This is a genomic window from Terrabacter koreensis (genome assembly GCF_054783315.1).
This window is the reverse complement of record NZ_BAAGQU010000006.1, coordinates 37,073-62,178: the sequence shown is the minus strand read 5'-3', so window position 1 is coordinate 62,178 and position 25,106 is coordinate 37,073. Positions and strand designations below refer to the sequence as shown.

The window sequence follows — 25,106 nt, the reverse complement described above, 5'->3', positions numbered from 1 at the left end:
CGCTCAGGTACTTCGAGGATCAGAGCTGCTCGATGAGGCGGCGGTACCACGCGACCCCGTCGAGGAGGTCACGCACGCCGATGCGCTCGTCGACGCCGTGGATCGACGCCCGCTGAGCATCGCTCATCCGGAACGGCGTGAACCGGTAGACGCGCGGCCACACGCGGTGGAAGTGGCGTGAGTCCGTCGCCGCGAGCATCACGTAGGGCACCGCGACCGTGCCCGGGAAGACGTCGGCCACCGTCGCCTCGAGGAGGGCGTACGCGGTGTCGTCCGTCGGCGACACCGGGCTGGGTTCGTCGCCGCTGACGAGCGAGACCTCGACGTGGTCGTCGCCGACCGTCCGCCGGATCCGCTCGACGGCCCCGTCCACCGTCTCGCCCACCATGACGCGCATGTTGACGTGGGCACGCGCGGTGGCGGCGATGACGTTGGCCCCCGGTGACCCGCTCAGCTGGGTCACCGCGACCGTCGTGCGCGTCAGGGCTGCGGTCTCGTGCCCGAGCCGCGGCAGCACCCGCGAGAGCAGCGGACGAAGGCGGCGCGCGTTGCCGAAGACCGCGGCGTACGGCATACGGGCGTGGGCACCGGCGCGCTCGAGCATGTCGACGGTGGCGTCCGGCAGGTGGCTGGGGAACGGCTTGCGCTCGAGGCGAAGGATGGCTCGGGCGAGCCGGGCGGTCGCGCCCATCCGGCGGGGCGCGGACGCGTGACCGCCGTCTCCGCGTGCGACGAGGTCGACGTCGACCGTGCCCTTCTCGGAGACGCCGATCACCGCCATCGGGGCATCGACGCCCGGGAGCGCGCCCTGGACGATCGCCCCGCCCTCGTCCACGACGAACCACGGCTCGACACCACGCTCGCGCAGCAGCGCCACGGCGTCCTTGGCCGCCCGCCCCGACACCTCCTCGTTGCAGCCGAACGACAGCCACACGTCGCGTCCCGGCACGATGCCCTCGGCGAGGAGCGTCTCGACGGCAGCACACGTCGCGACCAGGGACCCCTTGCAGTCGAGCGCCCCACGGCCCCAGACGAACCCGTCGACGAGCTCGGCTGCGAAGGGCGGGTGCGTCCACACCGACGCGTCGTCGACCGGCACGACGTCGAGGTGCGCCATGAGCACCACCGGTGCCTCGCGCGTGCGACCGGGCCACCGCACCAGCAGCGCGTCACCACTGATCCGCTCGACCTCGCACTCGGCGTGCAGCCGCGGGAAGCGTTCGCGCAGCTCCGTCAGCAGGGACTCGAAGGCCGCGCGGTCCTCCTCGTCACGGTTCCAGGCCGAGACCGTCGGGATGCGGATGAGGGCGCGCAGGGCCTCGACGGCAGCGTCGGCAGCGTCGTCCCCGGTCATGGACCGGAGCGTATGCCACGCTGACGGCATGGACTACGGGCACGAGCTGCAGTTCGGGGTGTTCGCGAGCCCGGACGCGTCACGCGTGCACGAGACGCTCGAGCTGGCCCAGCTCGCCGACGTGCTCGGGCTCGACCTGTTCACCGTCCAGGACCACCCGTACAACGCCAGGCACCTCGACACGCCGACCCTGCTGACGGCCGTCGCCGCCCGCACGTCGTCGATCCGCGTCGCGGCCAACGTCGCCAACCTGCCGTTGCGCCATCCGGTCGGCATCGCCAAGCAGGTGGCGACGCTCGACGTCATCAGCGGCGGCCGGGCCGAGCTGGGGCTCGGGACCGGAGCCTTCTGGGACGCCATCGTCGCGGCCGGCGGCGAGCGCCGCTCGCCCAAGGAGGCCGTCGACGCGCTCGTCGAGGCGATCCGCGTCATCAGGGGCGCGTGGGGCCAGGACCCGGACCACCCCGGCGCCCGCTCCGTCACCGTGGAGGGGGAGCACTACTCCGTGCGAGGCCTGCGCGCGGGGCCCGTCCCGGTGCACCCCGTCGAGATCTGGCTCGGCGCCTACAAGCCCCGCATGCTCCGCCTCACCGGCAGGCTCGCCGACGGCTGGCTGCCGAGCCAGGGCTACGCCGAGCCGGACGCGCTGCCGGCACTCAACGCCGTCATCGACGAGGCCGCCGTCGCGGCCGGCCGCGGCCCGCAGGCTGTCCGCCGGATGTACAACGTCTCCGGCCGGTTCGGCACCGGCGGCGGCTTCCTGCGCGGCACGGCGGAGGTGTGGACCGAGCAGCTCGCCGAGCTGAGCCTCACGGCGGGGGTGAGCACGTACATCCTGGGCACCGACGACCCCGACGTGCTGCGACGCTTCGCGGGCGAGGTCGCCCCGGCCGTGCGCGAGCTCGTCGACACCGAGCGGGCCCGTCGCGCGGGCGACGGCTCTCGGCGTATGCCGTCCGGTGCACCTGTCACCGCGCCCGTCACAGCCGACCGCCGTCCCCTCGAGGTGCGCCCGAGTCCTGACAGCCCGCGCCTCGGCTCGCAGGTGCCCTGGCGCGAGGACGACCGCCCCGTCGCCGCGAAGCCCGATGACGCCACCTACACCGCCGCCGAGCAGGCGGTGCCCCAGCACCTGCTCGACGTGCACGACCACCTCCGCGGCGAGCTCGCCCAGCTGCGCGACGTCGTCGGTCAGGTGCGTCGCGGGGCGCTGTCCACAGGAGCGGCGCGGTCGGTGCTTAACACGATGGCCATGCGGCAGAACAACTGGACGCTCGGCGCCTACTGCGAGACGTACTGCCGACTCGTCACCGGCCACCACACGCTCGAGGACCACAGCATCTTCGTGCACCTGCGCCGGGCCGACCCCGACCTCGGGCCGGTGATCGACCGGCTCGAGCAGGAGCACCACGTCATCGCCGACGTGCTCGAGCAGGTCGACGAGGCACTCGTGGGGCTGGTCGGCACCGACGGCTACGGGCACGCGGGCGAGGGCGCGCTCGACGAGATCGAACGCGCCCTCGACCTGCTCACCGACACGCTCCTGTCACACCTGGCGTACGAGGAGCGAGAGCTGCTGCACCCGTTGGCGCGCCACGGTTTCGGCTGAGCCGCTGCCGGCCCGAGGTCCGGGGTCAGGCGGACCGGGCTGCGGCCCCGTGCTCCAGCGCCTCCACCACGGCGCCGCAGAAGTCCGGCAGGTCGTCGGGCTTGCGGCTCGTGATGAGGTTGCCGTCGATGACGAGCGACTCGTCGACCCAGTCGCCGCCGGCGTTGCGGATGTCGGTCTGCAGGCTCGGCCACGACGTGAGCCGGCGACCCTTGAGCACGTCGGCCTCGACGAGCGTCCACGGCGCGTGGCAGATCGCGGCGACCGGCTTGCCAGACGCCACGAAGTCGCGCGCGAACGCGACCGCGTCGGGCTGCGTGCGCAGGGTGTCGGGGTTCGCGACGCCGCCGGGCAGCACCAGGGCATCGAAGTCGTCGGCCCTGGCGTCCGCGACGGTCACGTCGACGGTCTTTGTGTCGCCCTTGTCGAGGTGGTTGAACATCTGCACCTCGCCCGACTCGGGGCTGACGAGGATCGCCTCGTGACCGGCGTCGGTCACGGCCTTCCACGGGTCGGTCAGCTCGACCTGCTCGATGCCCTCGCTCGCGACGAGGAATGCCACTCGCTTGCTCACGTCGTCCTCCTGTGCCGCCTCGTTGGCGGGTGGTCGGGTCGTGGCGGCGGTACGACCGCCACCTTCGGCCCCTACCCGAAGCACCCCGGTTCTCTCACGGGCCGCGAGCCCCCGCGGCGATCGACGGCCGGGCTATCGTCGGCCCATGGCCCAGGCCCCGGTCGTCCAGCTCGCGCCGAACGTCTGGCGCATCCGCCTCGTGCGCGACTTCGTCAACGGCTTCGTCCTGCGCGACGACGACGGGCAGGTGACCCTCGTCGACATGGGCGTCAAGAGCTCGGGTCCGAAGGTCATGGCGGCGCTGGCGGTCATCGGCTCGGCCCCGTCCGACGTGACGCGCCTGCTGCTGACGCATGCCCACCCCGACCACGCGGGCGGCGCGGCGCACGTGGCGCGCGAGACCGGCCGCGGCTTCACGCTGCACCACGACGACGCGGCCTACGCGAGCGAGGGGTCCTCGCCCCCACGCGACCGGAGCTTCCTGCTGGGGCGGCTCGTCGACCGCTTCTCGCGGCCCGGCCGCGACTTCGAGCCGGTGCCGGTCGAGCGCGAGCTCACCGACGGAGAGGTGCTCCCCGTCGCCGGCGGGCTCCGAGTGGTGCACACCCCCGGCCACTCCCCCGGGCACGTCTCGCTGCTGCACGAGGAGTCACGCCTGCTCATCACGGGCGACGCGATCTTCAACGTGCGTGGCGTGCGGTGGCCGGTCAAGGCGTTCTGCACGGACTTCCGGATGACCCAGCGCACCGCCCACGTGCTCGGCGACCTCGACTACGACGTCGCCGCCTTCACGCATGGGCCCGAGCTGCGCGACCGCCCCCGCGAGGCCATCCGGAGCTTCCTGTCACGGCACCGACCGGACTGAGATCCACAGGCTCTCCACAACTGTGGACAAAGGTTGGACGAGACGTGGGCGGACGAGCGGGTACGTCGGGGGCGTGACCAACTTCGGATACGCCCTGATGACCGAGCAGAGCGGCCCCAAGGACCTCGTCCGCTGGGCCGTGGCCGCCGAGCAGGCGGGCTTCGACTTCGAGGTGAGCAGCGACCACTTCTCGCCCTGGCTCACCGAGCAGGGCCACGCCCCGTACGCGTGGGCCGTGCTCGGCGCCGTCGCCCAGGCCACCGAACGCGTCGAGCTCATGACCTACGTGACGTGCCCGACGATGCGCTACCACCCCGCCGTCGTGGCCCAGAAGGCCGCGACGATGCAGCTGCTCGCCGACGGGCGCTTCACGCTCGGGCTCGGCAGCGGCGAGAGCCTCAACGAGCACGTCGTCGGCGACGGCTGGCCGGGGGTCGACACGCGCCAGGAGATGCTGCGCGAGGCGATCGAGGTCATCCGCCGGCTGCACTCGGGCGACCTCGTGACCCACCACGGCGACTACTTCGACGTCGACTCGGCGCGCATCTGGGACCTGCCCGACCTCACCGTGCCCATCGCCGTGGCCGTGAGCGGCGACGCGTCCATCGAACGACTCGCGCCGCTGGCCGACCACATGATCGCCGTCGAGCCCTCGGCGGACCTCGTGTCGGAGTGGAACCGCACCGACGGCGCGCCGCGGGTCGGTGCGGACGCCCGCGCGGTCGGGCAGATCCCGATCTGCTGGGACCCCGACGAGAGCGCCGCGGTCGAGCGCGCGCACGCGCAGTTCCGGTGGTTCGGCGGTGGCTGGTCGGTCAACGCCGACCTGCCGACGCCCAAGGGCTTCGCCGGCGCCACGCAGTTCGTGCGCCCCGAGGACGTCGCGTCGTCGATCCCGTGCGGGCCCGACCTCGACGCGATCGTCGAGGCCGTACGCCCGTGGTGGGAGGCCGGGTTCACAGACGTCGCGCTCGTCCAGGTGGGCGGAGACGCGCAGCAGCGCTTCCTCGACGAGGCCGCGGGTCCGCTGCTGGAGAAGCTGCGCGCGGCAGCCGGCTGACGGGCCGCCTCAGGCCGCCTCAGGCAGCGGCGGCCCGCTCGGCCAGCAGCCGCTCGCGCCGCTTCGTGATGTCGGCGCATTCGAGGCAGACCTCCTCGGGCACGAGGCCGACGCGCATCAGCGCGGAGAAGAGCAGGCACCCGACGCAGATGCCGAAGACCGACTCGAGCGCCGGGAAGACGACCATGACGACGCCGATGCCGATGACCCAGCCGGCGGCGACCGGCGACCCCGAGCCCAGGCTCACGAGCCAGAGCACGGTCGCGGCGACCGTCATGACAGCCCCGATGGTCGCCGCGAACCGCTTGGGCGGACCAGCAGTGGGGCGCTTCGGCGCGGCGACGGCGGGTCGGATCCACCGCTGCACGAGCCGGGCGACCGGGCTGGCCTTGGGCCCGAGCGCTGCCCGCAGGGAGAAGTCGACGGCGAGGACGGCGTAGAGCCACCACTGCGAGGTGGCCAGGGCGATCACGCCGACGACGAGGACGACAGCCGCGATCAGCCGCACGGTGACGTCGTCGACCACGGCGGGGAAGCGCGAGGAACTCATGCAGACATTATTGACTGCATAAGGGTTGCTTATGCAAGCGCGCCAGTATCCGGACGCGACTCCCCCGCTCGCGTGCGCCGCGCGTAGACGAGGTGCTCGCCGATGTGGAAGAGCAGGTCGAGCAGCGTCTTGAGGCCCATGAGCAGGGCCACCACGCCGAGGTCGTCCGCGGTGCGGCCGTCCGGACCGCCCAGCAGGAAGAAGCCGGCGATGACCGTGACGTGCAGTGCGATCATCCGCGGGTAGGGCGCCGCCATGGCCCAGCCCGGGCTCACGGCGCTGCGCTCCCCGCCGCCGAGCCAGTGCAGGCCCAGCGAGAGCATGTGGCTGAGCAGGATCGCCCCACCGGCCGCGACCCAGTCGAGCAGCCCGCCACGCACCCCCGACAGGCCGGCGAGCACCGCCGCGAAGACGCCGTGCACGAGCGTGAAGAGGCCGAAGTGCAGGGCGAAGAAGAGCGCGAGCGCCGGGTCGCCGGTCACCCACGTCTTGGCCGCCAGCGTCGACTCGAGCCGGCCGAAGTCGCCCCGGCGGCCGGCCGGGCCGCGCAGGAACGGGCGCCGCGCGGGGCGCCGGGCGGTGAGGATGCGCATCGTCGTCGCGAACCAGATGACGACGTTCTCGAACCAGTAGACGAGCAGCACGTCGCCCATCCCGAGCCGGCCCTCGAGCACGGCCCAGACGGGCAGCAGGTTGGCGCCGACGAGCATGAGCCCGCTGACGAGACGGGCCGCCGGCGCCGGGAGCCGTCGACCCAGCTGGGCCATGAGCTCGACACCGAGGATGCGCAGGAGGGCAGTCACGGGCGCCCATCGTGCCAGAGCACGGGGCGCCCGTCCTGCCGGGTGACCGGCGGCGGCTGCGCTCCTCAGCGGTCGCGCAGCACCCGGAGGGCGGCCAGCGCGCAGACGACGAACATCACGGCGCCGACCCCGGCGACGACGTCGAGGCTCGTGGAGAACGCGGCCTGGGCCGCGGCGACGAGCTCATGGGCGGCCGTCGCCGGCAGGGTCGTAGCGGCCTGCACGGCCCCCGCGAGCGAGTCGAGCGCGGAGGTCGTCGCATCGCCCGCGTGCGCGGCGGCATACGGCTCGAGCTGAGCGCGGTAGACGAACGTCGCGAGGGAGCCCAGACCCGCGACGCCCACGGCGATCCCGAACTCCGCCGACGTCTCCGACATCGAGGCGACCGAGCCGGCGCGCTCCGGCGGTGCGGACTGCATCATGACGCCCATCGTCAGGGTCGAGGGGACCATGATCCCGAACGAGGTCAGGCACATCCCGAAGACGAGCAGGCCGAGCCCGGTTGCCGCGCCGACCTGCGTGTAGAGCGTGAGGCCGGCGGCGCAGACGAGCAGGCCCGACGCCATGCTGCGGGCGGTGCCGAGGCGTCCCGCGATCCGGGCCGACGTCGACGAGCCGAGCAGGAGGGCGATGTTCGCCGGCAACATCCACAGCCCGGCGCCGAGCGGCGAGAGGCCCGCGACGAGCTGCAGCCACTGCGAGCCGAGGAACGAGACGCCGGCCATGACGACGCCACCGACGAGCATGATCGCGAGCGCGGTCGAGAAGGCGCGGCTGCGGAAGAGCGCCAGGTCGACGAGCGGGTTGGCGATGCGGCGCTGGCGGCGCACGAAGACCAGGCCCATGGCGAGACCGACGCTCGCCGTGGTCAGCGCGACGGTCGTGTTGCCGCCGCGGGCGATCTCCTTGAAGCCGTAGATGACGGGCAGCGTCGTGGCGAGCGAGAGCATTGAGCTCGCGACGTCGACCTTGGTGCCGGCGTGGCGCTCGGACTCCGGCAGCACGCGCCGCCCGACGACCACGAGCAGCACCATGAACGGCACGCCCAGCAGGAAGGCCGAGCCCCACCAGAAGTGGGCCAGCAGCACGCCGCCGACGAGGGGGCCCACGGCCATGCCACCCATGAAGCACGAGTACCAGACGCCGATCGCGGTCATCATCTGCTTCTCGTCGCTGAAGATCGTGCGGATGAGGCCCATCGTCGACGGCATCAGCGTGGCGCCGGCGATGCCGAGCACGGCCCGCCAGAAGACGAGCTGACCCGGACTGCTCGCGTAGGCCGCCGCGGCGCTCGCGACACCGAACGCGACGGCGCCGGCGAGCAGGAGCCGCTTGCGGCCGATGCGGTCGCCGACGGCGCCCATCGTCACGAGGAACCCGGCGAGCACGAAGCTGTAGATGTCGAGCATCCACAGCTGCTGGGTCGTGCTGGCCCCGAGGTCTGCGGACAGCTCGGGCAGTGCGAGGTAGAGCACGCTGACGTCGAGCGACAGCAGCAGCGCGGTGAGGGCGAGGACACCGAGCGCGAGCCACTGGCGGCGCGACGGCGTGCTGGAGGTGCTGCGGGTACTGGCGGTGGTGGTGGGGCGGCCCTGGGGCTCGGTGTTCGTCGTCATGCCCCTACGTCGAACGGCCGGGCGCCGGATCGACACCGCCTCGACTGCGGTCGCGAGAATTCCTGTCGGCGCCACGGCCTACGCTCGGGGCATGGCTCTACACATCGGCGCGCACGTCGACCAGGAGGACCCCATCGCGGAGGCCAGGGCACGCGGCGCCTCCCTGTCGCAGTTCTTCCTCGGCGACCCGCAGAGCTACAAGGGGCCCGTCATCCGGTATGCCGGTGGCGCCGAGGCGCTCAAGGCCGACGCGGAGGCGGCGGGCATCGACCTGTACGTCCACGCGCCCTACCCGATCAACGTCGCCAGCCTCAACAACCGCATCCGCATCCCCGGCCGCAAGCTGCTCCAGCAGCACCTGACGGCGGCCGCCGAGATCGGCGCCAAGGGCGTCATCGTGCACGGCGGCCACCTCGGGGTCGACGAGGACGCCGCCAAGGGTTTCGACAACTGGCGCAAGTGCATCGACGGCCTCGACCTGCCGGTGCCGCTGCTCATCGAGAACACCGCCGGCGGCGACAACGCCATGGCGCGCCGCCTCGAGGCGATCGCCCGGCTCTGGGACGCCATCGGGTCGGCGTCGGGCAGCGACCAGGTCGGTTTCTGCCTCGACACCTGCCACGCCCACGCGGGCGGCAACGACCTCGGCACCGTCGTCGACGAGGTGCTCGCCATCACGGGGCGCATCGACCTCGTGCACGCCAACGACTCCCGCGACGAGTTCGACTCCGGCGCCGACCGGCACACGAACTTCGGTTCGGGCCACATCGCCGGCGAGGCGCTCGCCGGGGTCATCCGGGCAGCCAAGGCGCCGGTCGTCTGCGAGACCCCGGGCGGCCTCGAGGGGCAGGCGAGCGACATCGCCTGGCTGCGGTCGCAGGTCGACTGACCGGCGGACGTACCTCCCTGACCCGCAGCAGCCGAAGTCCTGACCGACTCTTTACCCCACGGGCCCCCGTGGGCCCCTAGGTTCTTCAAGGGTTGCGCGCGGTCCGTCAATGACGCCGGTCCGCGCGTTCTCCTGTGAAGCGTGCCGCGTCCCGCCATCACCTCCTCGGTGGCGGGCCGCGGCTTTCGTGCTTCCGGCCTCGGGTAGAAAGGGCCGCATGTCTCACGCGCGGATGCACGACGACGAGCTCGTGGTCGACGAGGACCTCGTGCGCGCGCTCCTCCGCGAGCAGCTGCCGCACCTCGCCCACCTGCCCGACCGGCGTTTCCCGTCCACCACCTCGCCCCGTCGCTGCCGCTCGCCGTGCCCGAGCCCGTCGCCGCCGGTCGGCCGAGCGACACCTTCCCGCTCGCCTGGGCGGTCTTCCGCTGGGTGCCCGGGTCGCCGTATGCCGTGGGGTCGGTCGACGAGGTGCGCGCGGCCCGCCGTCTGGCCGGCTTCGTCTCGGCTCTGCGCCGCGTGCCCGTTCCCGACGGCGCCCCACCCGGTGGCCGCGCGCCACTGGCGCAGCTCGACGCCGCGACCCGCGACGCCCTCGAACGCTCCCGTCACCTCCTCGACACGGACGCCGCTCTCGTGGCGTGGGACCGTGCCCTCGACGCCCCGGGCTTCGATGCCGAGGCCGAGCACCGGGTCTGGCTGCACGGTGACCTGCTGCCGCCCAACGTCCTCGTCGACGGAGGCGAGCTCGCGGCCGTGCTCGACTTCGGCAGCCTCGGCGCCGGCGACCCGGCGGCCGACACCATCGCGGCGTGGACGATGTTCACCCGACCCGGCCGTACGGCATACCGCGAGGCGCTCGGCGTCGACGACGCCACGTGGGAGCGGGCGCGCGGCTACGCCCTGACCCAGGCTGCGCTGATCGTCCCGTACTACGAGCACACCAACCCCGCGTTCTCGGCCATGGCGAGGCGCACGGTCGCCATGGTCGTCGAGGACGTCGAGGACGTCGAGGACGTCGGGAACGTTCTATCGCAACGCGATTCGGCTCGGTAGCGTCGGCCGCATGCTCAGCACCTCGACCTTCACGACGTCCGACTTCGTCGTCACCGACTACGCACCCGACGTGACGACCGCGCTCCCGACCGGGCACCTGCGGATGCGCAAGACGTATGCCGGCGACGTGGCCGGCCGCAGCGTCACGCAGTTCACGTCGGCCTTCGACCAGACCACGGGCGTCGGCACCTACGTCGCGATGGAGTCGTTCGAGGGGACCGTGGCCGGCCGCCGAGGCGCCTTCAACTTCGTCCACGCCGCCTCGACGAGCGGCGTGGACCGTGCGAACGAGTACGGCGTCATCGTCCCAGGCAGCGGCACCGACGAGCTGGTCGGCATCGAGGGCACGGTGCGCCTGCGCATCGACGACGACGGCACGCACCACATGGACTTCGATCACAACCTCGGCTGATCCCCGGGCGCAGCAGAGCGGCGCGGGGAGGCGTGTTCCCCGCGCCGCTCTGGCTGCATCTCCGGCCTGCTCGGCTACCCGACCGTGACGGTCAGCGTGCTGAGCACGTCGGACCGCGAGTCGGAGACGAGGACCCGCACGGCGTAGGTGCCGGCCGCGGCCCACGTGTGCGCGCCCTCGACCGTCGCCGTGCCGTCGGCCCCGGTGGTCACCGTCGCGTCCTCGGTCACGGTGCCGTCGCCCCATTCGACCCGGGCGGTGTAGCCGCCTGCCGCCGGGACCCCGCCCTTGGCGGTGCCCAGCGTGACGTCACCGGCTTGGCCTGCGGTCGCCGTGGCGTCGCCGCCAGCCGTGACGCCGAGCGCCGAGCCGTTGTCGGCCACCGCGAACACGTGGATCCGGCCGGCCGACTTGGGGTCGCCCGTCTGGGTCGGGAGGGTGATCGACTCGACCGTCTTCCCGGCCGGCACCGTGAGCGGCGCGGTCGCGAAGAGCTTGGCGCGGCAGCTGTCGGTGCCGGTCCCGTTGAGGCGGTAGGCCATCTCGAGGGCGACGACGTTGCCGAACTGGGGCGAGCCGCACCAGTCGCCGTACTGCACCTTGTAGCTCGCCGTGGAGCCGTCGGTGAAGCGGACCGTGGCGGTCGTGTCCTGGTTCTTCTGCGTCGCCGTGCCGATGAGCGAGAGCTGCGTCGCGCCCGGTGCCAGTGTCACGGGCAGGGTCTGGCCGGCGCCGGTGGCGTTGTCCTTCTGGCCGACCGGGATGCCCGGCATCGAGAACCGCAGGTCGGTGCCAGGGACGGTGAGCAGCTTGCCCGGCACCCCACCCGCTGCGGCGAGCGCCTCACGGGACAGGCCCGCCCGGTCGCCGTCACAGGGGACGGAGTCGCCCACGTTGCCGAAGCACACGGAGTCGAACCCCGCGGCGTACGCGGGCACGGATGCCTGGTGCACGGTCGCCGAGCCGAGGGCCGACCCGCTGCCGCCCCCGGCCGTCACCGTGACCTTCGGCCGGTACGGGCCCGGCTTGCTCCACGTGTGGGTGCCGCGGACCGTGAACGAGCCGAGGTCACCGGCTGCGATCGCGCCCTCCGACGTCGTGCCGTCGCCCCAGGCGATCGTCGCCGTGGCCGTGGCCGACGGGTCCTGGCCCTGGCCGACGCCACCCGAGAAGGTCGCGACGGTCCCGGTCCAGGACGTGTCCTCAGAGGTCTCGAACGCCTCGGCCGCCGACACCTTGATGCCGGTGTTCTGGGCCTTGGAGCCGTCGGTGAGCAGCTCGACCTCCGACAGGTTCGCGGCCTCCCCGCCGACCGTCGCCGTGACGACGAGTCGGTAGGTCGTGAAGGTGCCCGTGTGCGGGATCTCGAACGGACGCGTCTGCTGGCGCCACGGGAAGACCTGCCCCGTACGCGTGTCCAGCGTCTGCCACGTGGCGCCGCCGTCCTTGCTGCCCTCGACGCGCCACGCCGACGGGTCGCCGGCCTTCGGACCCGAGGTGAGCGTGTACCAGGTCGCCCGCTGGCCGACGCCCGAGAGCGTGAAGCCGACGGTCGGCGTCGCGGAACTGAACGTCGCCGACGTGCGCGACGTGTTGTCGAAGAGCGCCTTGGCGTCCTGGCCAGAGGCCAGGTCGGTCGCCGTCGCGGTGCCGCGGCCCGGGCCGGTCGCGTCCTTGAGCGGCTTCGGCGCCTCGGTGCCCTGCGTGAGGGACGGCGGGGCGTCCTGGGCGCGCGAGCCGAAGTCGGACGGCTTGTCGCCCATGGCGAAGTCGACCGTGGTCGGGCCGGCGATCTCGCTCTGGTTGATCGAGACGCTCTTGTGCTTGGCGCCGTTGACGGTGACCGACTGCACGTAGATGTTCGTCTCCGAGTTGCCCGGCGCGTTGACGACGAGGTCACCCTGCGTGCGCTTCACCGTCACCTGGTCGAACTTCGGGGACCCGATGGCCCAGTTCGGCGAGCCGACCTGGAGCGGGTAGATGCCGAGCGAGGAGAGCACGTACCAGGCCGACATCTCGCCGTTGTCCTCGTCGCCCGGGTAGCCCTGGCCGATCTCGGACCCGACGTAGAGGCGCCGCATGATCTCGCGCACCTTCTCGGCCGTCTTCCACTGCTGGCCGGTCCAGTCGTACATGTACGCGATGTGGTGCGAGACCTGGTTGCTCTGGCCGAGCTGCCCCATGCGCACGTCACGCGCCTCGAGCATCTCGTGGATGACGCCGCCGTAGCCACCGGGCTTCGTCGCGGTCTCGGGCGTCGAGAAGAACGTGTCGAGCTTCTTGGCGAGCGCGTCGCGGCCGCCGTAGAGGTTCGCCAGGCCGTTGCCGTCGTGCGGTGCGTGGAAGGCGAAGTTCCAGGCGTTCGTCTCGGTGTAGTCGCCGCCCCAGTCCTCCGGGTCGAAGTCCGTCGGGTAGCTGCCGTCGGCGGCGCGGCCCTGGAAGAAGCCGACCTTCGGGTTGAAGAGGTTGCCGTAGTGGGTCGAACGCTCGAGGAAGTACTTCGACTCCTCGGCGAGCTGCGCGCGACGGTCTGCCGGGGTCGCCGGGTCCTTCGCGAGCGTGGCCGCCATCGTGCCGATGCCGAAGTCGTTGATCAACCCCTCGAGGCCCCACGACACGCTCTCACCGGTGTTGGTGCTCGTGTAGCCGAGGAAGGTCGAGGTGTCGAGGCCCTTGCGGCCCACGGCGCTCGACGTCGGCAGCACCGTCGCGTTCTTGACCGCGGCGTCGTACGCGCCGAGCGGGTCGGGCAGCTTGACGCCCTTGACGTACGCGTCGGCGAAGGCCACGTCGGAGCTCGTGCCCGTCATGAGGTCGGCGTAGCCCGGCGAGCTCCAGCGCGCCACCCAGCCGCCGTCGCGGTACTGCTGGACGAAGCCGTCGGCGATCTCGGCCGCCACCTCGGGGTAGAGGAGGCTGTAGGCCGGCCACACGGTGCGGTAGGTGTCCCAGAAGCCGTTGTTGACGTAGATCTTGCCGTCCTTGACAGCGGCGTTCGTCGTCGTCGCGGTGGCCGAACCCGACTTGGCCGCAACGGGACTCGCGTACTGGTAGCGCGGCGCCGCGGCCGTGCCCGTGTTCTCGAACTGGCTGTTCGGGTAGAGGTTCAGCCGGTAGAGGTTCGAGTAGAGGATCGTGCGGTCCGAGTCGTTGGCTCCCTTGACGCCGACGACACCGAGGCGGGCGTTCCACGCCTGCTTCGCGGACGCGCGTACGGCGTCGAAGTCGCGGTCGGCGAGCTCGAGCGCGTGGTTCTTCCTCGCCTGGTCGAGGGAGATGAACGACGTCGAGAGCTTGAGCACGACCTGCTTGTCGCGGCTCGTGTCGAAGCTCGCGTAGCGGGTGCCGGCGTGACCGTTCGGCGCGGTGCCGACGGCCGAGGCCGGGCGGTCGAACGTGCCGTAGACGAACATCCGGCTGCGGCCTGCCGACAAGCCGCTTCCGTTGTCGACCCAACCGGTCATCGTGCCGGTCGCGGCGTCGACGCTGAACGTGCCGTTGACGTCACGGGTGTCGACGACGAGGCTGCCCTTGGCCGCGGACGCCGGGAACGTGAACCGGTAGACGCCGCCGTGATCGGCGGGAGCCGTCTCGGCGGTGAGGCCGCCGGCGAGGACCGCCTTGTAGTAGTCGGGGCGGGCCACCTCGGTCGCGTGGTCGAAGGCGAGGCCTCGGCCGGATGCGCTGCCGGTGGGCGTGCCCGTCGTGGCGGACGGCATCACCGACATCTGGTTGCGGTCGCCCATCCACGGGCTGGGCTCGTGCGAGATCGCAAGCCCTTGCAGCACAGGCAGGTTCGCCGAGTTGTTCTGCGACTGGTAGTTGTACTCCCACGACTGCGAGTTCGCGTCGGTCACCGGCGTGAAGAACGTGAAGCCGTTCGGCACCGCGCTGATCGGCAGGTTGTTGCCGCGGGAGAAGCCGCCCGACGCGTTGGTGCCGCGTCGCACGTCGACGTGGTTCGTGAGGTCCGAGCCGTCGACGACGGCCGGGTCACCCTGGACGGAGATGTCGTCGATCCAGCCGCCGAAGCGCGTGTCCTTGGTCGCGCCGCCCGTGTTGTCGTAGCCGACGAGCACGCGGTCGATCGTCTTGCCCGCGGCGACCTTGCCGACGTCGAGCGAGACGGCGTTCCACTGGTTGGCGTAGAGGATCTTGCCGCTGCCCTGCCCGCTCGGGCTCGCGGCGACGCCGTGCTGGTCGTCGGCTCCGAGGTCCGAGAGGTAGGTGCCGTCGGTGAACCTGAGGTCGAGCGACGCGTACGTCGACGGGTACTCCAGGTCACCGGCGACCATGTCGGGGAAGATCTTGTAGCTCAGCTGCGTCTTCGCGGTGACCGGCAGGTCGACGTCGAAGAGGCGGTTCCACGCGTACCCCCGGCCGTCGGCCGTGTGGCCGCCCGAGTAGCGCAGCGCCTTGACGCCGGTCCACCCGACGAGGGGCTTGATGTTGAAGCCCGAGATCGGGCCGGAGCCGACGACAGTCTTCATCGGCGAGGCCGGGCCCGAGCCCGTCGAGCCGTCGGAGAGGTCCCAGTCGGCGAGCTGCACGGTGCCGCCGGAGTGCACGGCCGTGACGTTGAGGCGGTAGTACGCGTACGTCCCCGGTGTCGTCACCGTGAACGTGCGCGTCGCGAAGCGGCCGGAGAAGTCGATGCCGGTCTGGCGGTCGAGGTCGGTCCACGTCGTGCCGTCCGTCGAGCCCTGGAGGGTGAAGTCCTTGGGGTCCCGCTCGGGCGCGTCGTTGGCCGACGTGAGCGAGTAGCGCACCGCCTTGGCCGGCGTGCTGAGCTGGTAGCGCACCCACGCGCTCGAGGCGAAGGCGAGCCACTTCGAGTCGGGGTTGGCGTCCGCGAGGTTCGCCGCCACCTCGCCCGGGCCGTTCTCGGCGCTCGCGGTGACGCCGGTGACCGAGCCGAGGAGGCTGCCGTCGGTGCTCGCGGTCCCGGAGACGTTCTGCTGCCGCGCGCCGTCGGCGCCGGTCTCCACGGTCGAGAGCTCGGGCTGCGGCTGGCCCGACTCGAACGACGTCGAGAAGTCGCCCGCCCCGGCGTCCGCGGCAGGCGTGATGAGAGAGGGTGAGGCGGACGCGTCGAGCGCCCCCGCCTGGGACGGACCAGCGACCACTCCTGTGGTCGAGGTGGCCAGGACTGCCAGGGCGATGACGCCTCTGCGGATCCCGGATCTGTGGGGCATGGGGTTCCTCCGTGCTCGTCGTTGAGCCGTGCTGTCAACCCGGCGAGACTCGCCGCCGGCGACAAAGGGCGTCAACAGGGCGAAGGGTTCTTGTCCGGTCGAGACATCGAATCGGACAGAACGGCCACTGCGGGCGCCCGAGCCCGCACCACGCGTTGCCTTTTCGGGCGCCCGCTGGTCGGATGGCAGGCATGACAGCGTTGTCTGACCACCGGACAGCCATCCGCCCGACGATGGCCGACGTCGCCGCCGAGGCCCACGTCTCGGTCAAGACGGTCTCGCGCGTGGTCAACCACGAGCCGGGCGTGCGGCCGGACACCGCCGAGCGGGTCCGCGCCGTCATCGAGCGTCTCGGCTTCCGGCGCCACGACGGCGCGCGGATGATGCGCCAGGGCCGCACCTTCACCATCGCCCTCGTCGTCGAGGACCTCGCCAACCCCTTCTACTCGCAGATCGGGGCCGCGGTCGAGCGCGAGGCGCGCATCCGCCAGCACCAGCTCATCACCGCGTCGGCGGAGGGCTCCCCGACGCGCGAGCGGGCCGTCATCGAGGCGCTCATCAACCGCCGGGTCGACGGCATCGTCGTCGTGCCGGCCGACGAGAGCGCCTCCTCGGACGCCGCCGTCGAGGCGAGCCAGACGCCCATCGTCTACATGGATCGCCCTGTGCGCGGCACCCCGCGCGACACCGTCCTCAGCGACAACCACGGCGGCATCCGCAGCGCCGTCGAGCACCTCGTGGCGCACGGCCACCGGAGCATCGCCCTCTTCGGTGACGACCCCGCGTTCTGGACGGCGCGCCAGCGCCGCGAGGCCTTCGTCGCGACCCACCAGTCCCTCGGCCTGCCGGGCAGCGCGCGCGTGTCGATGGGACCCCACTCACCCACGTCGGTGCGCGAGACCCTGACCCGCTGGACCGAGACGGCCGACCCCACGACGGCGGTCATCACCGGCAACAACCGCATCACCATCGCGCTGCTGCTCGCCCTGCGCGACCTCCGGCTGCCCCTGTCGCTCGTCGGCTACGACGACTTCGAGCTCGCCGACCTCGTCGACCCGCCCGTCACCGTCGTGCACCAGGACCCGGCAGCCATGGGGCAGAAGGCCGCCCAGCAGCTCTTCGCCCGGCTGCTCGGTGACGAGTCGCCCGCGCAGACCGTCGTCATGCCGACCCGACTCGTCGTGCGCGGCTCCGGCCTGCGACGGAGCCCCGCCTCGCGATGACGCTGCAACGCGCCCGACCCGCTGCCCCACCCACCGATCCGTCGAGGAGCACCCCGAACGTGTCAGCACCGACCCGCCTCCCGCTCAACACCCCGCGCCGCTTCTACCGCGGCGGGGAGCGGATCCTCGCGTTCCGCGGGCTCGAGACCCCCTCGGACTTCGACGGCCACCGGCCCGAGGACTGGCTCGCCTCGACGACGAGGCTCTTCGCCGAGGGCGGCGGCGGGGTGACCGTCCTGCCCGACGGCACGTCGCTGCCCGAGGCGCTGGCCGCCGACCCGGACCACTGGCTCGGCGCCGACCACGTCGCCGCGCACGGCGTCGAGCCGGGTCTGCTGACCAAGCTGCTCGACGCCGGCGAGCGTCTCCCCGTGCACTCGCACCCGGACCGGGCCTTCGCCGCAGCCCACCTCGACTGCGAGCACGGCAAGACCGAGGCGTGGATCGTGCTCGACGCCGAGCCCGGCGCCAGCGTCTGGCTCGGCTTCCGCGACGAGCTGCCCGCCGACGAGCTCGCTGCGCTCGTGGAGGCCCAGGACGAGCGTCTCCTCGAGGCGCTCAACCGCATCGAGGTGCGGGCCGGCGACACCGTGCTCGTGCCCGGTGGACAGCCGCACGCCATCGGTGAGGGCGTCTTCGTGCTCGAGCTGCAGGAGCCGACCGACCTGTCGGTCATGCTCGAGCACCGCCGCTTCGGCCTCGAGGAGGCGCACGCGTTCCTCGGCCTCACCGCGGCGTGTGCCCTGGAGAGCGTCGACCGCGGACCCCTCACGCAGGAGGACCTGGTCGGCCTGCGGCGTCGCTGGACCGACGTCACCGGCACGGGCCACGCCCTGCCCGAGCAGGCGACGGAGTTCTTCCGGGCCGAGGTGCTGCGCGCGACGCCGGGCTCGCCCGCGACCGGCGACGCGGGCTTCGCCGTCGTCGTCGTCGTGGCCGGATCCGGCACGTTGACGACGGCGGGCGGCGCGACGACGTCGCCCCGCCCCACCGAGGTGGAACGGGGCGACGTGCTGCTCGTGCCCTATGGGGCGGGGAAGGTGGAGCTCGACGGTGACGTCACCGTCGTGCGGTGCCTGCCGCCCGTCTGAGGGTCAGTCGGTGGTGCGGCGGATGTAGGCCCGCACCGCGAGGGGTGCCACGACGGCGGTGATGAGCACCGACCAGGCGATGCTCGCGAGCACCGGATGCTGCAGCGGCAGCGCCGAGTCGCCACGCGGGCCGGGCACGTTGCCCCAGAGCTCGCGCATCGCCTGGACGAGGGCGCTGACCGGGTTCCACTCGGCGATCGTGCGCAGCACCGGCGCCATCGCCTCGGTCGGGGCGAACGTGTTGGCGAGGAAGGTCACCGGGAAGATCGTCGTGAACATCAGGCCGTTGACCGCCTCGACGGAGCGCATCGCCGACCCGACGAGGATGCCGACCCAGATCATGGCGAACCCGAAGAGCAGGAGCAGCGCGAAGGCGAGCACCGCGTTACCGAACCCGTTGCGGATGCGCCAACCGATGACGAGGCCGGTCATCGACATGACGAAGATGCCGATGCTCGAGTGGATGATGCCGTAGAAGCTGCGGCCGATGAGCACGGCGCCACGCGAGATCGGCAGCGACCGGAACCGGTCGATGATGCCCTTCTCGAGGTCCATGTTGAGGCCGTTGGCGACGATGAACGACGAGAACGCCATCGTCTGGGCCATGATGCCCGGCAGCAGCCACTCGCGGTACGAGGCGCTGTCGGTCTGGATGGAGCCGCCGAAGACGAAGGCGAAGAGGACGACGAACATGATCGGCTGGATCGTGACGTCGGTGAGCATCTCGGGCTGTCGCCGCGTGTGCTTGAGGTTGCGCCACACCATCATCGCGACCTGGCGGGCGAGGCTCGGCGTGGGGTAGCCGGGCGCCTGGGCGCGCGGCTCGGTGGTCGTGGTGGTGGTCGTGGACGACTGGGTCATCGGGACTCCCCCGTCTGCTCGGTGGTGGCATCCTGCTCCGCCCGGTGGCCGGTGAGGCCCAGGAACACGTCGTCGAGGCTCGGGCGCTTGAGACCGAGGTCGTCGAGGACGATCTCGGACCGGTCGAAGACGGCCGCGACGCGCGTCATGTCGGACAGGCCCTCGGCGGGCGCTGTGAGCTGCCTGGCGGACTCGTCGACGTGGACCTCACGCACGTGCGAGGCGAGCAGGGCCCGCGCCTCCTCGAGCTGCTCGGGGTGCGACACCGTGAGGACGATCGCGGCCTGGCCGGACTGGTCCTTGAGCTCGAGGGCGGTGCCCTCGGCGATGACCCGGCCGTGGTCGATGACGACGATGCGGTCGGCGAGCTGGTCGGCCTCCTCGAGGTACTGCGTCGTCAGCAGGAGGGTCGTGCCGTCACGGACGAGACCGCGGAGCACCTCCCACAGCTCGACGCGGCTGCGGGGGTCGAGCCCCGTCGTCGGCTCGTCGAGGAAGAGCACGGGTGGCGCCGCGATGAGGCTGACCGCGAGGTCGAGGCGGCGCCGCATTCCGCCGCTGTACTCCTTCGCCACCTTGTTGCCGGACTCGGCGAGCGAGAAGCGCTCGAGCAGCTCGTCCGACAGGCGACGCACCTCGGCACCCGGCAGGCCGTAGAGCGAGCCGATCAGCCGGAGGTTCTCGCGGCCCGTCAGCATCTCGTCGACGGTGGCGGCCTGGCCGGTGAGCCCCATGCTGCGCCGGACGGACTCGGGGTCGCGGGTGACGTCGAAGCCGGCCACACGCGCGGTGCCGCTCGTCGGTGTCGTGAGGGTGGTCATCATGCGGACGGTGGTCGTCTTGCCGGCGCCGTTGGGGCCGAGCAGGCCGAGCACGGAGCCGCGGGGCACGGAGAAGGAGACGTCGTCGACGGCGGTCATGTCGCCGAAGCGCTTGACGAGGTGCTCGGCCTCGATGGCCGGGCCCGTCGACCGGTCGTGCGCCGAGCGCACGTCGGAGGTGATGGTCATGTGAGGGCTCCCCAAGTGGTGTGTGCAGAGGTGAGCTGCCGGTGCGTGGATGCGCACCTTCGAGGGTAGGTGGCGACACCGACAGCGTCACCGATCCATGTGAACGGCGTCAACATCTTTGGTGAGGCCACGAGGCCACGGACGTTCGCCCACGGCGTACGGCCTCGTCGCCCGCAGGGCGGACGAGATCGGCTGTGCGCGTGCGACGCTGGACGGACGCACCCCAGATCGGAGACGGCCATGACCCAGATCGCTCCCCGGACGCCGCTGCTGCGCGAGGTCTACGGCCGCCTGCTCCGCGGCCTGCGCACCCGGCAGGGCCGCACCCTCGCCGAGGTTGCCGCACGCGCCGGCATCTCGGTCGCCTACCTCTCCGAGGTCGAGCGCGGGCTCAAGGAGCCGTCGTCCGAGGTGCTCGAGGCGATCTGCATCTCGCTCGACTCGAGCATCATGAGCCTCGTCGGCGCCGCCCACCGCGACCTTCGCGACCTCGCCGCCGACGGCGCCGTCGGCGGGCGGGTGCTCGACCTCACGTCGCGCGCCGGCTCGAGCCTCGCCGCACCCGCCGACGCACCCGCACCGCACGGGGCGGCGATGACGACCGGCATGGTCGTCATCGCCGCCTGACCTGCGGGACGGGGCTCAGTCGACGAGGCTGCCCCACGTGTTGTTGCCGACGACGCCGTCGACGACGAGGCCCACCTGAGACTGGTAGGACCGCACCGCCGTCGTCGTCGCGGGCCCGAACGAGCCGTCGACGGTCAGCGAGTAGCCGGCGTCGACGAGCTCGCGCTGCAGGCCCTTCACCGCCTCACCGCTGCTGCCCTCACGCAGCACCGGCAGGATCGAGTACCACGTGTTGTCGCCGACGATGCCGTCGACGGTGAGCCCGTGGGCCGACTGGTAGCTGCGCACCGCCGAGTCGGTGCCCGAGCCGAAGACGCCGTCGGCCGTCACGGCCCGACCCGAGGCCCGCAGCATGTACTGCAGCGTGCGCACCGCCGAGCCCGAGCTGCCGTTGCGCAGCACGGGGAGCGCTGTCTCCGTGGCGCCCCCGCCGGCGCCGCCGGTGCCGTACTTCGCGAGGACGTCGTCGGCGTACGCCACGCGCTGGGTGGTCGCGCACGTGCCGCACCGCTCGAACTTCTGCATGAAGACGGTCGTCGCGCTGCTCACGGACGTCGTGCCGCGCAGCTCGGCGAGGCCGTAGCCCGAGAAGGTCGACAGCTCGTACCAGGTGAAGTCGAGCTGGGCGGCCAGGGCGTAGCGGCTGCGCCCCGACAGCCCGGCGTACCAGACCATGTTGTCGCGCGAGTCGGTGTCCCAACGGCCGCCCTCGCTCCACTGGGCGATGCCCATCCCGGGGCCACCGGGCTGGTCGGCGTACGGGTTGATCGGGCTGCCGGACTCCTGGATGAGGTTGCCGACGATGCCCGCGGACTGCTTCTCCGTCAGGCCCTTGCCGACGAAGTAGTCGAAGGCGATCTCGTCGTTCGACGCGGCCGACGCCGACGGCGCCGCCACGACGCCGAGCACGGCGACCGCGACACCCGCGACGAGTCCCGCGATGCCGCGGCGGATCCTGGTGGCGCTCACGGGTTCACCAACCCGCGCACGCGTCGGCGTCCCAGGCGATGCTGGAGCGGATGTCGACGTGGGCGTGGTCGTCGTGCGCCGGGTAGCCGGGGCCGAAGATGCCGCCGAAGCCGGCGTAGCGGGCCTGCTTGGCGATGCTGCAGATCGACGTCGCGCCGTCACCGGGGACGAGGTCGAGCGCCCCGCCGGTGAGGTGGACGCTGTTGCTCGCGCCGCCGACCGAGGCGTTGCAGGCCGAGTCGCGGTAGCCGGACGTGACCTTCAGCGGGTGGTCGCCCAGCTGGTGGCGCAGCGCCTCGGCGCGCCACAGGGCCCGCTTCATGTTCTCCTTCTCCGTGGCCCCGCCCGTGAAGCCCTTGCCGCAGTTGTAGCTCGCCTCGGCGTAGGTGAAGTGGACCGGTGAGCAGTCGGGGTCCTGCAGCTCGTAGATCTTCGCGAAGGTCGCCGGGCCGGCCACGCCGTCGGCGGTGAGGCCGTACGCGCGCTGGAAGTTCGTGACGGCCGTCGTCGTCTGCGAGCCGTAGGACCCGTCGATGCCCATGACCTGTCCGCGGGGCACCCAGCCGGCGACGCGGACCTGCAGCTGCGTGACGTCGCTGCCGGACGCACCCGAGCTCAGGGTGCGGGGCCACGAGTAGCACTCGTCGGCGTGGGCGGTGGGGGCCGAGACGGTCATCGTCGCCGTGGCGACACCGAGGCCGCCGAGCACGAGTGCGACGGCTGCAAAGGCGTGGGTGAGCCTGCTCCTGCGCATTTCAGGTCCTTTCGCGAGGTTTCTGCCTGTACGAAAGAGACTGGCCGAGCCTCGCCGATGTCGCGCGTCGAGCCGATGGGGAGAACTCCCCACCCCGCACGGGCCTCAGGCCCTCGCGGCCTCCGACGCGCGCTCGACGACGTGGTCGACGAGGCCGAAGTCGACGGCTTGCTCGGCGGTCAGCACCTTGTCGCGGTCGGTGTCGAGACGCAGCTGCTCGATGCTGCGGCCGGTGTGCCGGCTCAGCACCTCCTCCACCTGGGACCGCACGCGCAGCAGCTCGTCGGCCTGCAGGGCGAGGTCGCTCACCGTTCCCTGCCCGCCGGCGGACGGCTGGTGCAACAGCACCCGCGAGTGCCGCAGGGCGAACCGTCGCCCCGACTCCCCCGCCGCGAGCAGCACTGCTGCCGCCGAGGCCGCCTGGCCGAGGCAGTACGTCGCCACGGGTGTCGGCACGAACTGCATCGTGTCGTAGATCGCCATGAGCGCCGTGAAGGACCCACCCGGGCTGTTGACGTAGAGCGACACCTCACGGTCCGCCGCCACGTCGGCGAGGTGGAGCAGCTGGGCCATGACCACGTTGGCGACGCCGTCGTCGATCTCGGTGCCCACGAAGATGATCCGCTCCTGCAGCAGCCTGCTGTAGATGTCGAAGCTGCGCTCGCCCGCCGGGGTGCGCTCCACGACGTACGGGATCGTGTAGCTCATCGCAGGCCCACCTTGCGCTCGACGCCCACCGGGCGCACGTCGGCGAGCGAGGTGACGACGTGGTCGACGATCCCGTACGCCTGCGCCTCCTCGGCGCTGAACCACCGGTCGCGCTCACTGTCGTGCGTGATCTGCTCGACCGTCTGCCCGGTGTGCTCGGCCTGCAGCTCGTTGACGCGCCGCTTGACCGCCTTGAGGTTGTTGGCCTGCACCTCGACGTCTGCGGCCGTGCCTTGGATCCCGGCCGACGGCTGGTGCATCATGATGCGCGCGTTGGGGAGGGCGAACCGCTTGCCCGAGGTGCCGGCGCCGAGCAGGAACTGGCCCATCGAGGCCGCGAATCCCACTGCGAGAGTTGACACGTCGTTGGGGATGACGCGCATCGTGTCGTAGATGGCGAGGCCCGCGGTGACCGAGCCGCCGGGGCTGTTGACGTAGAGGCTGATGTCGGTGCGCGGGTCGCGGGCCGAGAGGAGCAGCAGCTGGGCGGTGACCCGGTTGGCGACCGGGTCGTCGACCTCGGCCCCGAGGACGATGATCCGCTGGTGGAGCAGCTGCATCGACAGCTGGTCGTCCAGCAGGGTTGGCGTGAGTGTCTCGGTCATGCGAACCAGCGTTGCTCAGCGCTGCGGCATACGGAATCTCTCTCTGCCACGGGCAGATTCGCCGACAGCGTATGCCGGTCGGTGCGTGAGCGGGAGCACCGCCCAGACGCAGACGGCGAGGGCGGCGAGGAGGTAGACGTTGCCGACGAGGTGCTCGACAGGGCCCCAGGCGTACTCGCGGCGCCCGCCCCACGGAGGCCAGAGGATCGGCCGGGCCACGAAGACCGCGGTCCAGGACGCTGCCGCCCACCGGCTGCGTTCCCAGAGCACGAGGGCGACCGGCACCGCCCACACCCAGTGGTGCGACCACGAGATCGGCGAGACGACGAGCCCGGCGAGCGCCGCCAGGCACGTGGCGAGCAGCACGTCACCGCGATGCCACCGGGCCCGCGCGGTGACGACGATCGCGACGCCGACGGGCAGGGCGACTGCCAGCCACAGCGGCAGGGACGGCCGCGCGTCGAGCAGCCGCGTGAGGGCGCCGTACACGGACTGGTTGTGCGTCAGCGACGGCGGCCCCACCCGGCCCGCGTCGACGAGGCCGTCGGTCCAGTAGGACACGGCCCACCGGGGTGCCACGAGGAAACCCGACGCGACCGTCAGACCGAAGGCCACGAGCGCACGCCGGGCGGTCGCACGACGACCGACGAGGACGAGCAGCACGACGAAGACGAGCGGGGTGAGCTTCACCCCGGCGGCCAGCCCGAGCAGCACGCCGGACCAGCGCCGCTCGGTCCGGAGCAGGTCGACGAGCACGGCCGTCATGACGAGAACGTTGACCTGCCCGAAGGCGAGGTTCTGCCACACGGGCTCCAGAGCCACGGCGCCCCCGGCGACGGCGGCTGCGAGCCAGCCCGGTGCCGGGCGGTCCTGCGCGCGTCGCACCAGGGCGACGGCCGCCGCGAGCGCCGCGGTGGACGCGCCGGTCCAGACGGCAGCCGCGAGCCAGGCCGGCACGAACGCCAGGGGCACCATGACGACCGACGCGAACGGCGGGTAGGTGAACGACAAGCCGGTCACCGGGTCGCGCGGCGCCGTGGCGGGCGGCCCGGCGACCAGGGCCCGACCTGCCTCCTGGTAGACGCCGAGATCGGTGAGGCCGCCACGCAGGCTCGTCAGCACGGCGGCGGCGACGGCAGCGACGAGCACCACCGCTGCGACCGGCGCGGGTCCGGCCAGCAGGCGCACCCACCTCACCCGGGCCGGAGCCAGCACCTTCGCATCGTCGCAGACCACGGGCGCGGACCGGGCCGCACCGGATGACATGATCTGAGC

The 25,106-nt window shown here is 72.1% G+C and carries 21 protein-coding genes and 1 pseudogene; 9 read left to right on the top strand and 13 right to left on the bottom strand.

Features of this window, described 5'->3' with window-relative positions; all coding sequences use genetic code 11:
• Positions 1–19: 19 nt before the first annotated feature.
• The gene (locus ACYVNR_RS16685; protein WP_461049492.1) at positions 20–1,354 is read right to left on the bottom strand and encodes a M20/M25/M40 family metallo-hydrolase; all 1,335 of its coding nucleotides are present in this window, start codon (positions 1,352–1,354) and stop codon (positions 20–22) included.
• Between the two features lie 28 nt (positions 1,355–1,382).
• On the opposite strand from ACYVNR_RS16685, the gene ACYVNR_RS16680 reads away from it, so the two are divergent.
• The gene (locus ACYVNR_RS16680) at positions 1,383–2,963 is read left to right on the top strand and encodes an LLM class flavin-dependent oxidoreductase (protein ID WP_461049490.1); all 1,581 of its coding nucleotides are present in this window, start codon (positions 1,383–1,385) and stop codon (positions 2,961–2,963) included.
• A 25-nt stretch (positions 2,964–2,988) separates the two neighbouring features.
• Here ACYVNR_RS16680 and ACYVNR_RS16675 read toward each other — a convergent pair whose 3' ends face one another.
• Positions 2,989–3,537, bottom strand: coding sequence for a type 1 glutamine amidotransferase domain-containing protein (locus ACYVNR_RS16675; RefSeq protein WP_461049488.1), 549 nt, complete (start codon positions 3,535–3,537; stop codon positions 2,989–2,991).
• A gap of 145 nt (positions 3,538–3,682) precedes the next feature.
• Here ACYVNR_RS16675 and ACYVNR_RS16670 point away from each other — a divergent pair, with 145 nt between their 5' ends.
• Positions 3,683–4,402: an MBL fold metallo-hydrolase gene (locus ACYVNR_RS16670; RefSeq protein ID WP_461049486.1), complete on the top strand. Its 720-nt coding sequence runs from the start codon at positions 3,683–3,685 to the stop codon at positions 4,400–4,402.
• Positions 4,403–4,475: 73 nt separating this feature from the next.
• Entirely contained in the window at positions 4,476–5,462 is a 987-nt protein-coding gene (locus ACYVNR_RS16665) for an LLM class F420-dependent oxidoreductase (protein ID WP_461049484.1), read from the top strand.
• Between the two features lie 19 nt (positions 5,463–5,481).
• Here ACYVNR_RS16665 and ACYVNR_RS16660 read toward each other — a convergent pair whose 3' ends face one another.
• The 3 genes from ACYVNR_RS16660 to ACYVNR_RS16650 form a co-directional block, all read right to left on the bottom strand.
• Complete coding sequence (locus ACYVNR_RS16660) at positions 5,482–6,012, bottom strand: DUF4395 domain-containing protein (RefSeq protein WP_461049482.1); 531 nt, start codon at positions 6,010–6,012, stop codon at positions 5,482–5,484.
• A 29-nt stretch (positions 6,013–6,041) separates the two neighbouring features.
• The gene (locus tag ACYVNR_RS16655) at positions 6,042–6,815 is read right to left on the bottom strand and encodes a DUF6498-containing protein (RefSeq protein ID WP_461049480.1); all 774 of its coding nucleotides are present in this window, start codon (positions 6,813–6,815) and stop codon (positions 6,042–6,044) included.
• 65 nt (positions 6,816–6,880) lie between these two features.
• Complete coding sequence (locus tag ACYVNR_RS16650; RefSeq protein WP_461049478.1) at positions 6,881–8,431, bottom strand: MFS transporter; 1,551 nt, start codon at positions 8,429–8,431, stop codon at positions 6,881–6,883.
• A gap of 91 nt (positions 8,432–8,522) precedes the next feature.
• Between ACYVNR_RS16650 and ACYVNR_RS16645 the strand changes: the two genes are divergently transcribed.
• From ACYVNR_RS16645 to ACYVNR_RS16635, 3 genes and pseudogenes are all read left to right on the top strand, one after another.
• A complete protein-coding gene (locus tag ACYVNR_RS16645) occupies positions 8,523–9,320 on the top strand; it encodes a deoxyribonuclease IV (RefSeq protein WP_461049476.1) in 798 nt (265 codons plus the stop codon).
• Between the two features lie 345 nt (positions 9,321–9,665).
• Positions 9,666–10,376 (top strand): annotated as a pseudogene (locus ACYVNR_RS16640) (phosphotransferase); the annotation flags it as partial.
• A 10-nt stretch (positions 10,377–10,386) separates the two neighbouring features.
• Positions 10,387–10,788: a DUF3224 domain-containing protein gene (locus ACYVNR_RS16635; RefSeq protein WP_461049474.1), complete on the top strand. Its 402-nt coding sequence runs from the start codon at positions 10,387–10,389 to the stop codon at positions 10,786–10,788.
• 74 nt (positions 10,789–10,862) lie between these two features.
• On the opposite strand, the gene ACYVNR_RS16630 is transcribed toward ACYVNR_RS16635, so the two are convergent.
• Positions 10,863–15,983, bottom strand: coding sequence for a GH92 family glycosyl hydrolase (locus ACYVNR_RS16630; RefSeq protein ID WP_461049472.1), 5,121 nt, complete (start codon positions 15,981–15,983; stop codon positions 10,863–10,865).
• 191 nt (positions 15,984–16,174) lie between these two features.
• Between ACYVNR_RS16630 and ACYVNR_RS16625 the strand changes: the two genes are divergently transcribed.
• Both ACYVNR_RS16625 and ACYVNR_RS16620 read left to right on the top strand, forming a co-directional pair.
• On the top strand, positions 16,175–17,206 hold the full coding sequence (locus tag ACYVNR_RS16625) for a LacI family DNA-binding transcriptional regulator (RefSeq protein WP_461049470.1): 1,032 nt from the start codon (positions 16,175–16,177) through the stop codon (positions 17,204–17,206).
• Positions 17,207–17,265: 59 nt separating this feature from the next.
• A complete protein-coding gene (locus ACYVNR_RS16620) occupies positions 17,266–18,297 on the top strand; it encodes a class I mannose-6-phosphate isomerase (RefSeq protein WP_461049468.1) in 1,032 nt (343 codons plus the stop codon).
• Between the two features lie 3 nt (positions 18,298–18,300).
• On the opposite strand, the gene ACYVNR_RS16615 is transcribed toward ACYVNR_RS16620, so the two are convergent.
• Positions 18,301–19,158, bottom strand: coding sequence for an ABC transporter permease (locus ACYVNR_RS16615; RefSeq protein WP_045192080.1), 858 nt, complete (start codon positions 19,156–19,158; stop codon positions 18,301–18,303).
• A complete protein-coding gene (locus tag ACYVNR_RS16610; RefSeq protein WP_461049466.1) occupies positions 19,155–20,168 on the bottom strand; it encodes an ATP-binding cassette domain-containing protein in 1,014 nt (337 codons plus the stop codon). The genes ACYVNR_RS16615 and ACYVNR_RS16610 overlap by 4 nt, the downstream gene beginning before the upstream one ends.
• Before the next feature lie 240 nt (positions 20,169–20,408).
• On the opposite strand from ACYVNR_RS16610, the gene ACYVNR_RS16605 reads away from it, so the two are divergent.
• Positions 20,409–20,795, top strand: coding sequence for a helix-turn-helix domain-containing protein (locus tag ACYVNR_RS16605; RefSeq protein ID WP_045192082.1), 387 nt, complete (start codon positions 20,409–20,411; stop codon positions 20,793–20,795).
• Positions 20,796–20,810: 15 nt separating this feature from the next.
• Here the strand turns inward: ACYVNR_RS16605 and ACYVNR_RS16600 are convergent, their stop codons facing one another.
• From ACYVNR_RS16600 to ACYVNR_RS16580, 5 genes are all read right to left on the bottom strand, one after another.
• Entirely contained in the window at positions 20,811–21,764 is a 954-nt protein-coding gene (locus tag ACYVNR_RS16600) for a phage tail tip lysozyme (protein ID WP_461049464.1), read from the bottom strand.
• 4 nt (positions 21,765–21,768) lie between these two features.
• Complete coding sequence (locus ACYVNR_RS16595; protein WP_045192083.1) at positions 21,769–22,518, bottom strand: D-Ala-D-Ala carboxypeptidase family metallohydrolase; 750 nt, start codon at positions 22,516–22,518, stop codon at positions 21,769–21,771.
• A 105-nt stretch (positions 22,519–22,623) separates the two neighbouring features.
• Positions 22,624–23,226: a ClpP family protease gene (locus ACYVNR_RS16590; protein ID WP_045192084.1), complete on the bottom strand. Its 603-nt coding sequence runs from the start codon at positions 23,224–23,226 to the stop codon at positions 22,624–22,626.
• Entirely contained in the window at positions 23,223–23,831 is a 609-nt protein-coding gene (locus tag ACYVNR_RS16585) for an ATP-dependent Clp protease proteolytic subunit (protein WP_461049461.1), read from the bottom strand. The genes ACYVNR_RS16590 and ACYVNR_RS16585 overlap by 4 nt, the downstream gene beginning before the upstream one ends.
• 15 nt (positions 23,832–23,846) lie before the next feature.
• A complete protein-coding gene (locus ACYVNR_RS16580) occupies positions 23,847–25,097 on the bottom strand; it encodes a glycosyltransferase 87 family protein (RefSeq protein WP_461049459.1) in 1,251 nt (416 codons plus the stop codon).
• Positions 25,098–25,106: the final 9 nt, after the last annotated feature.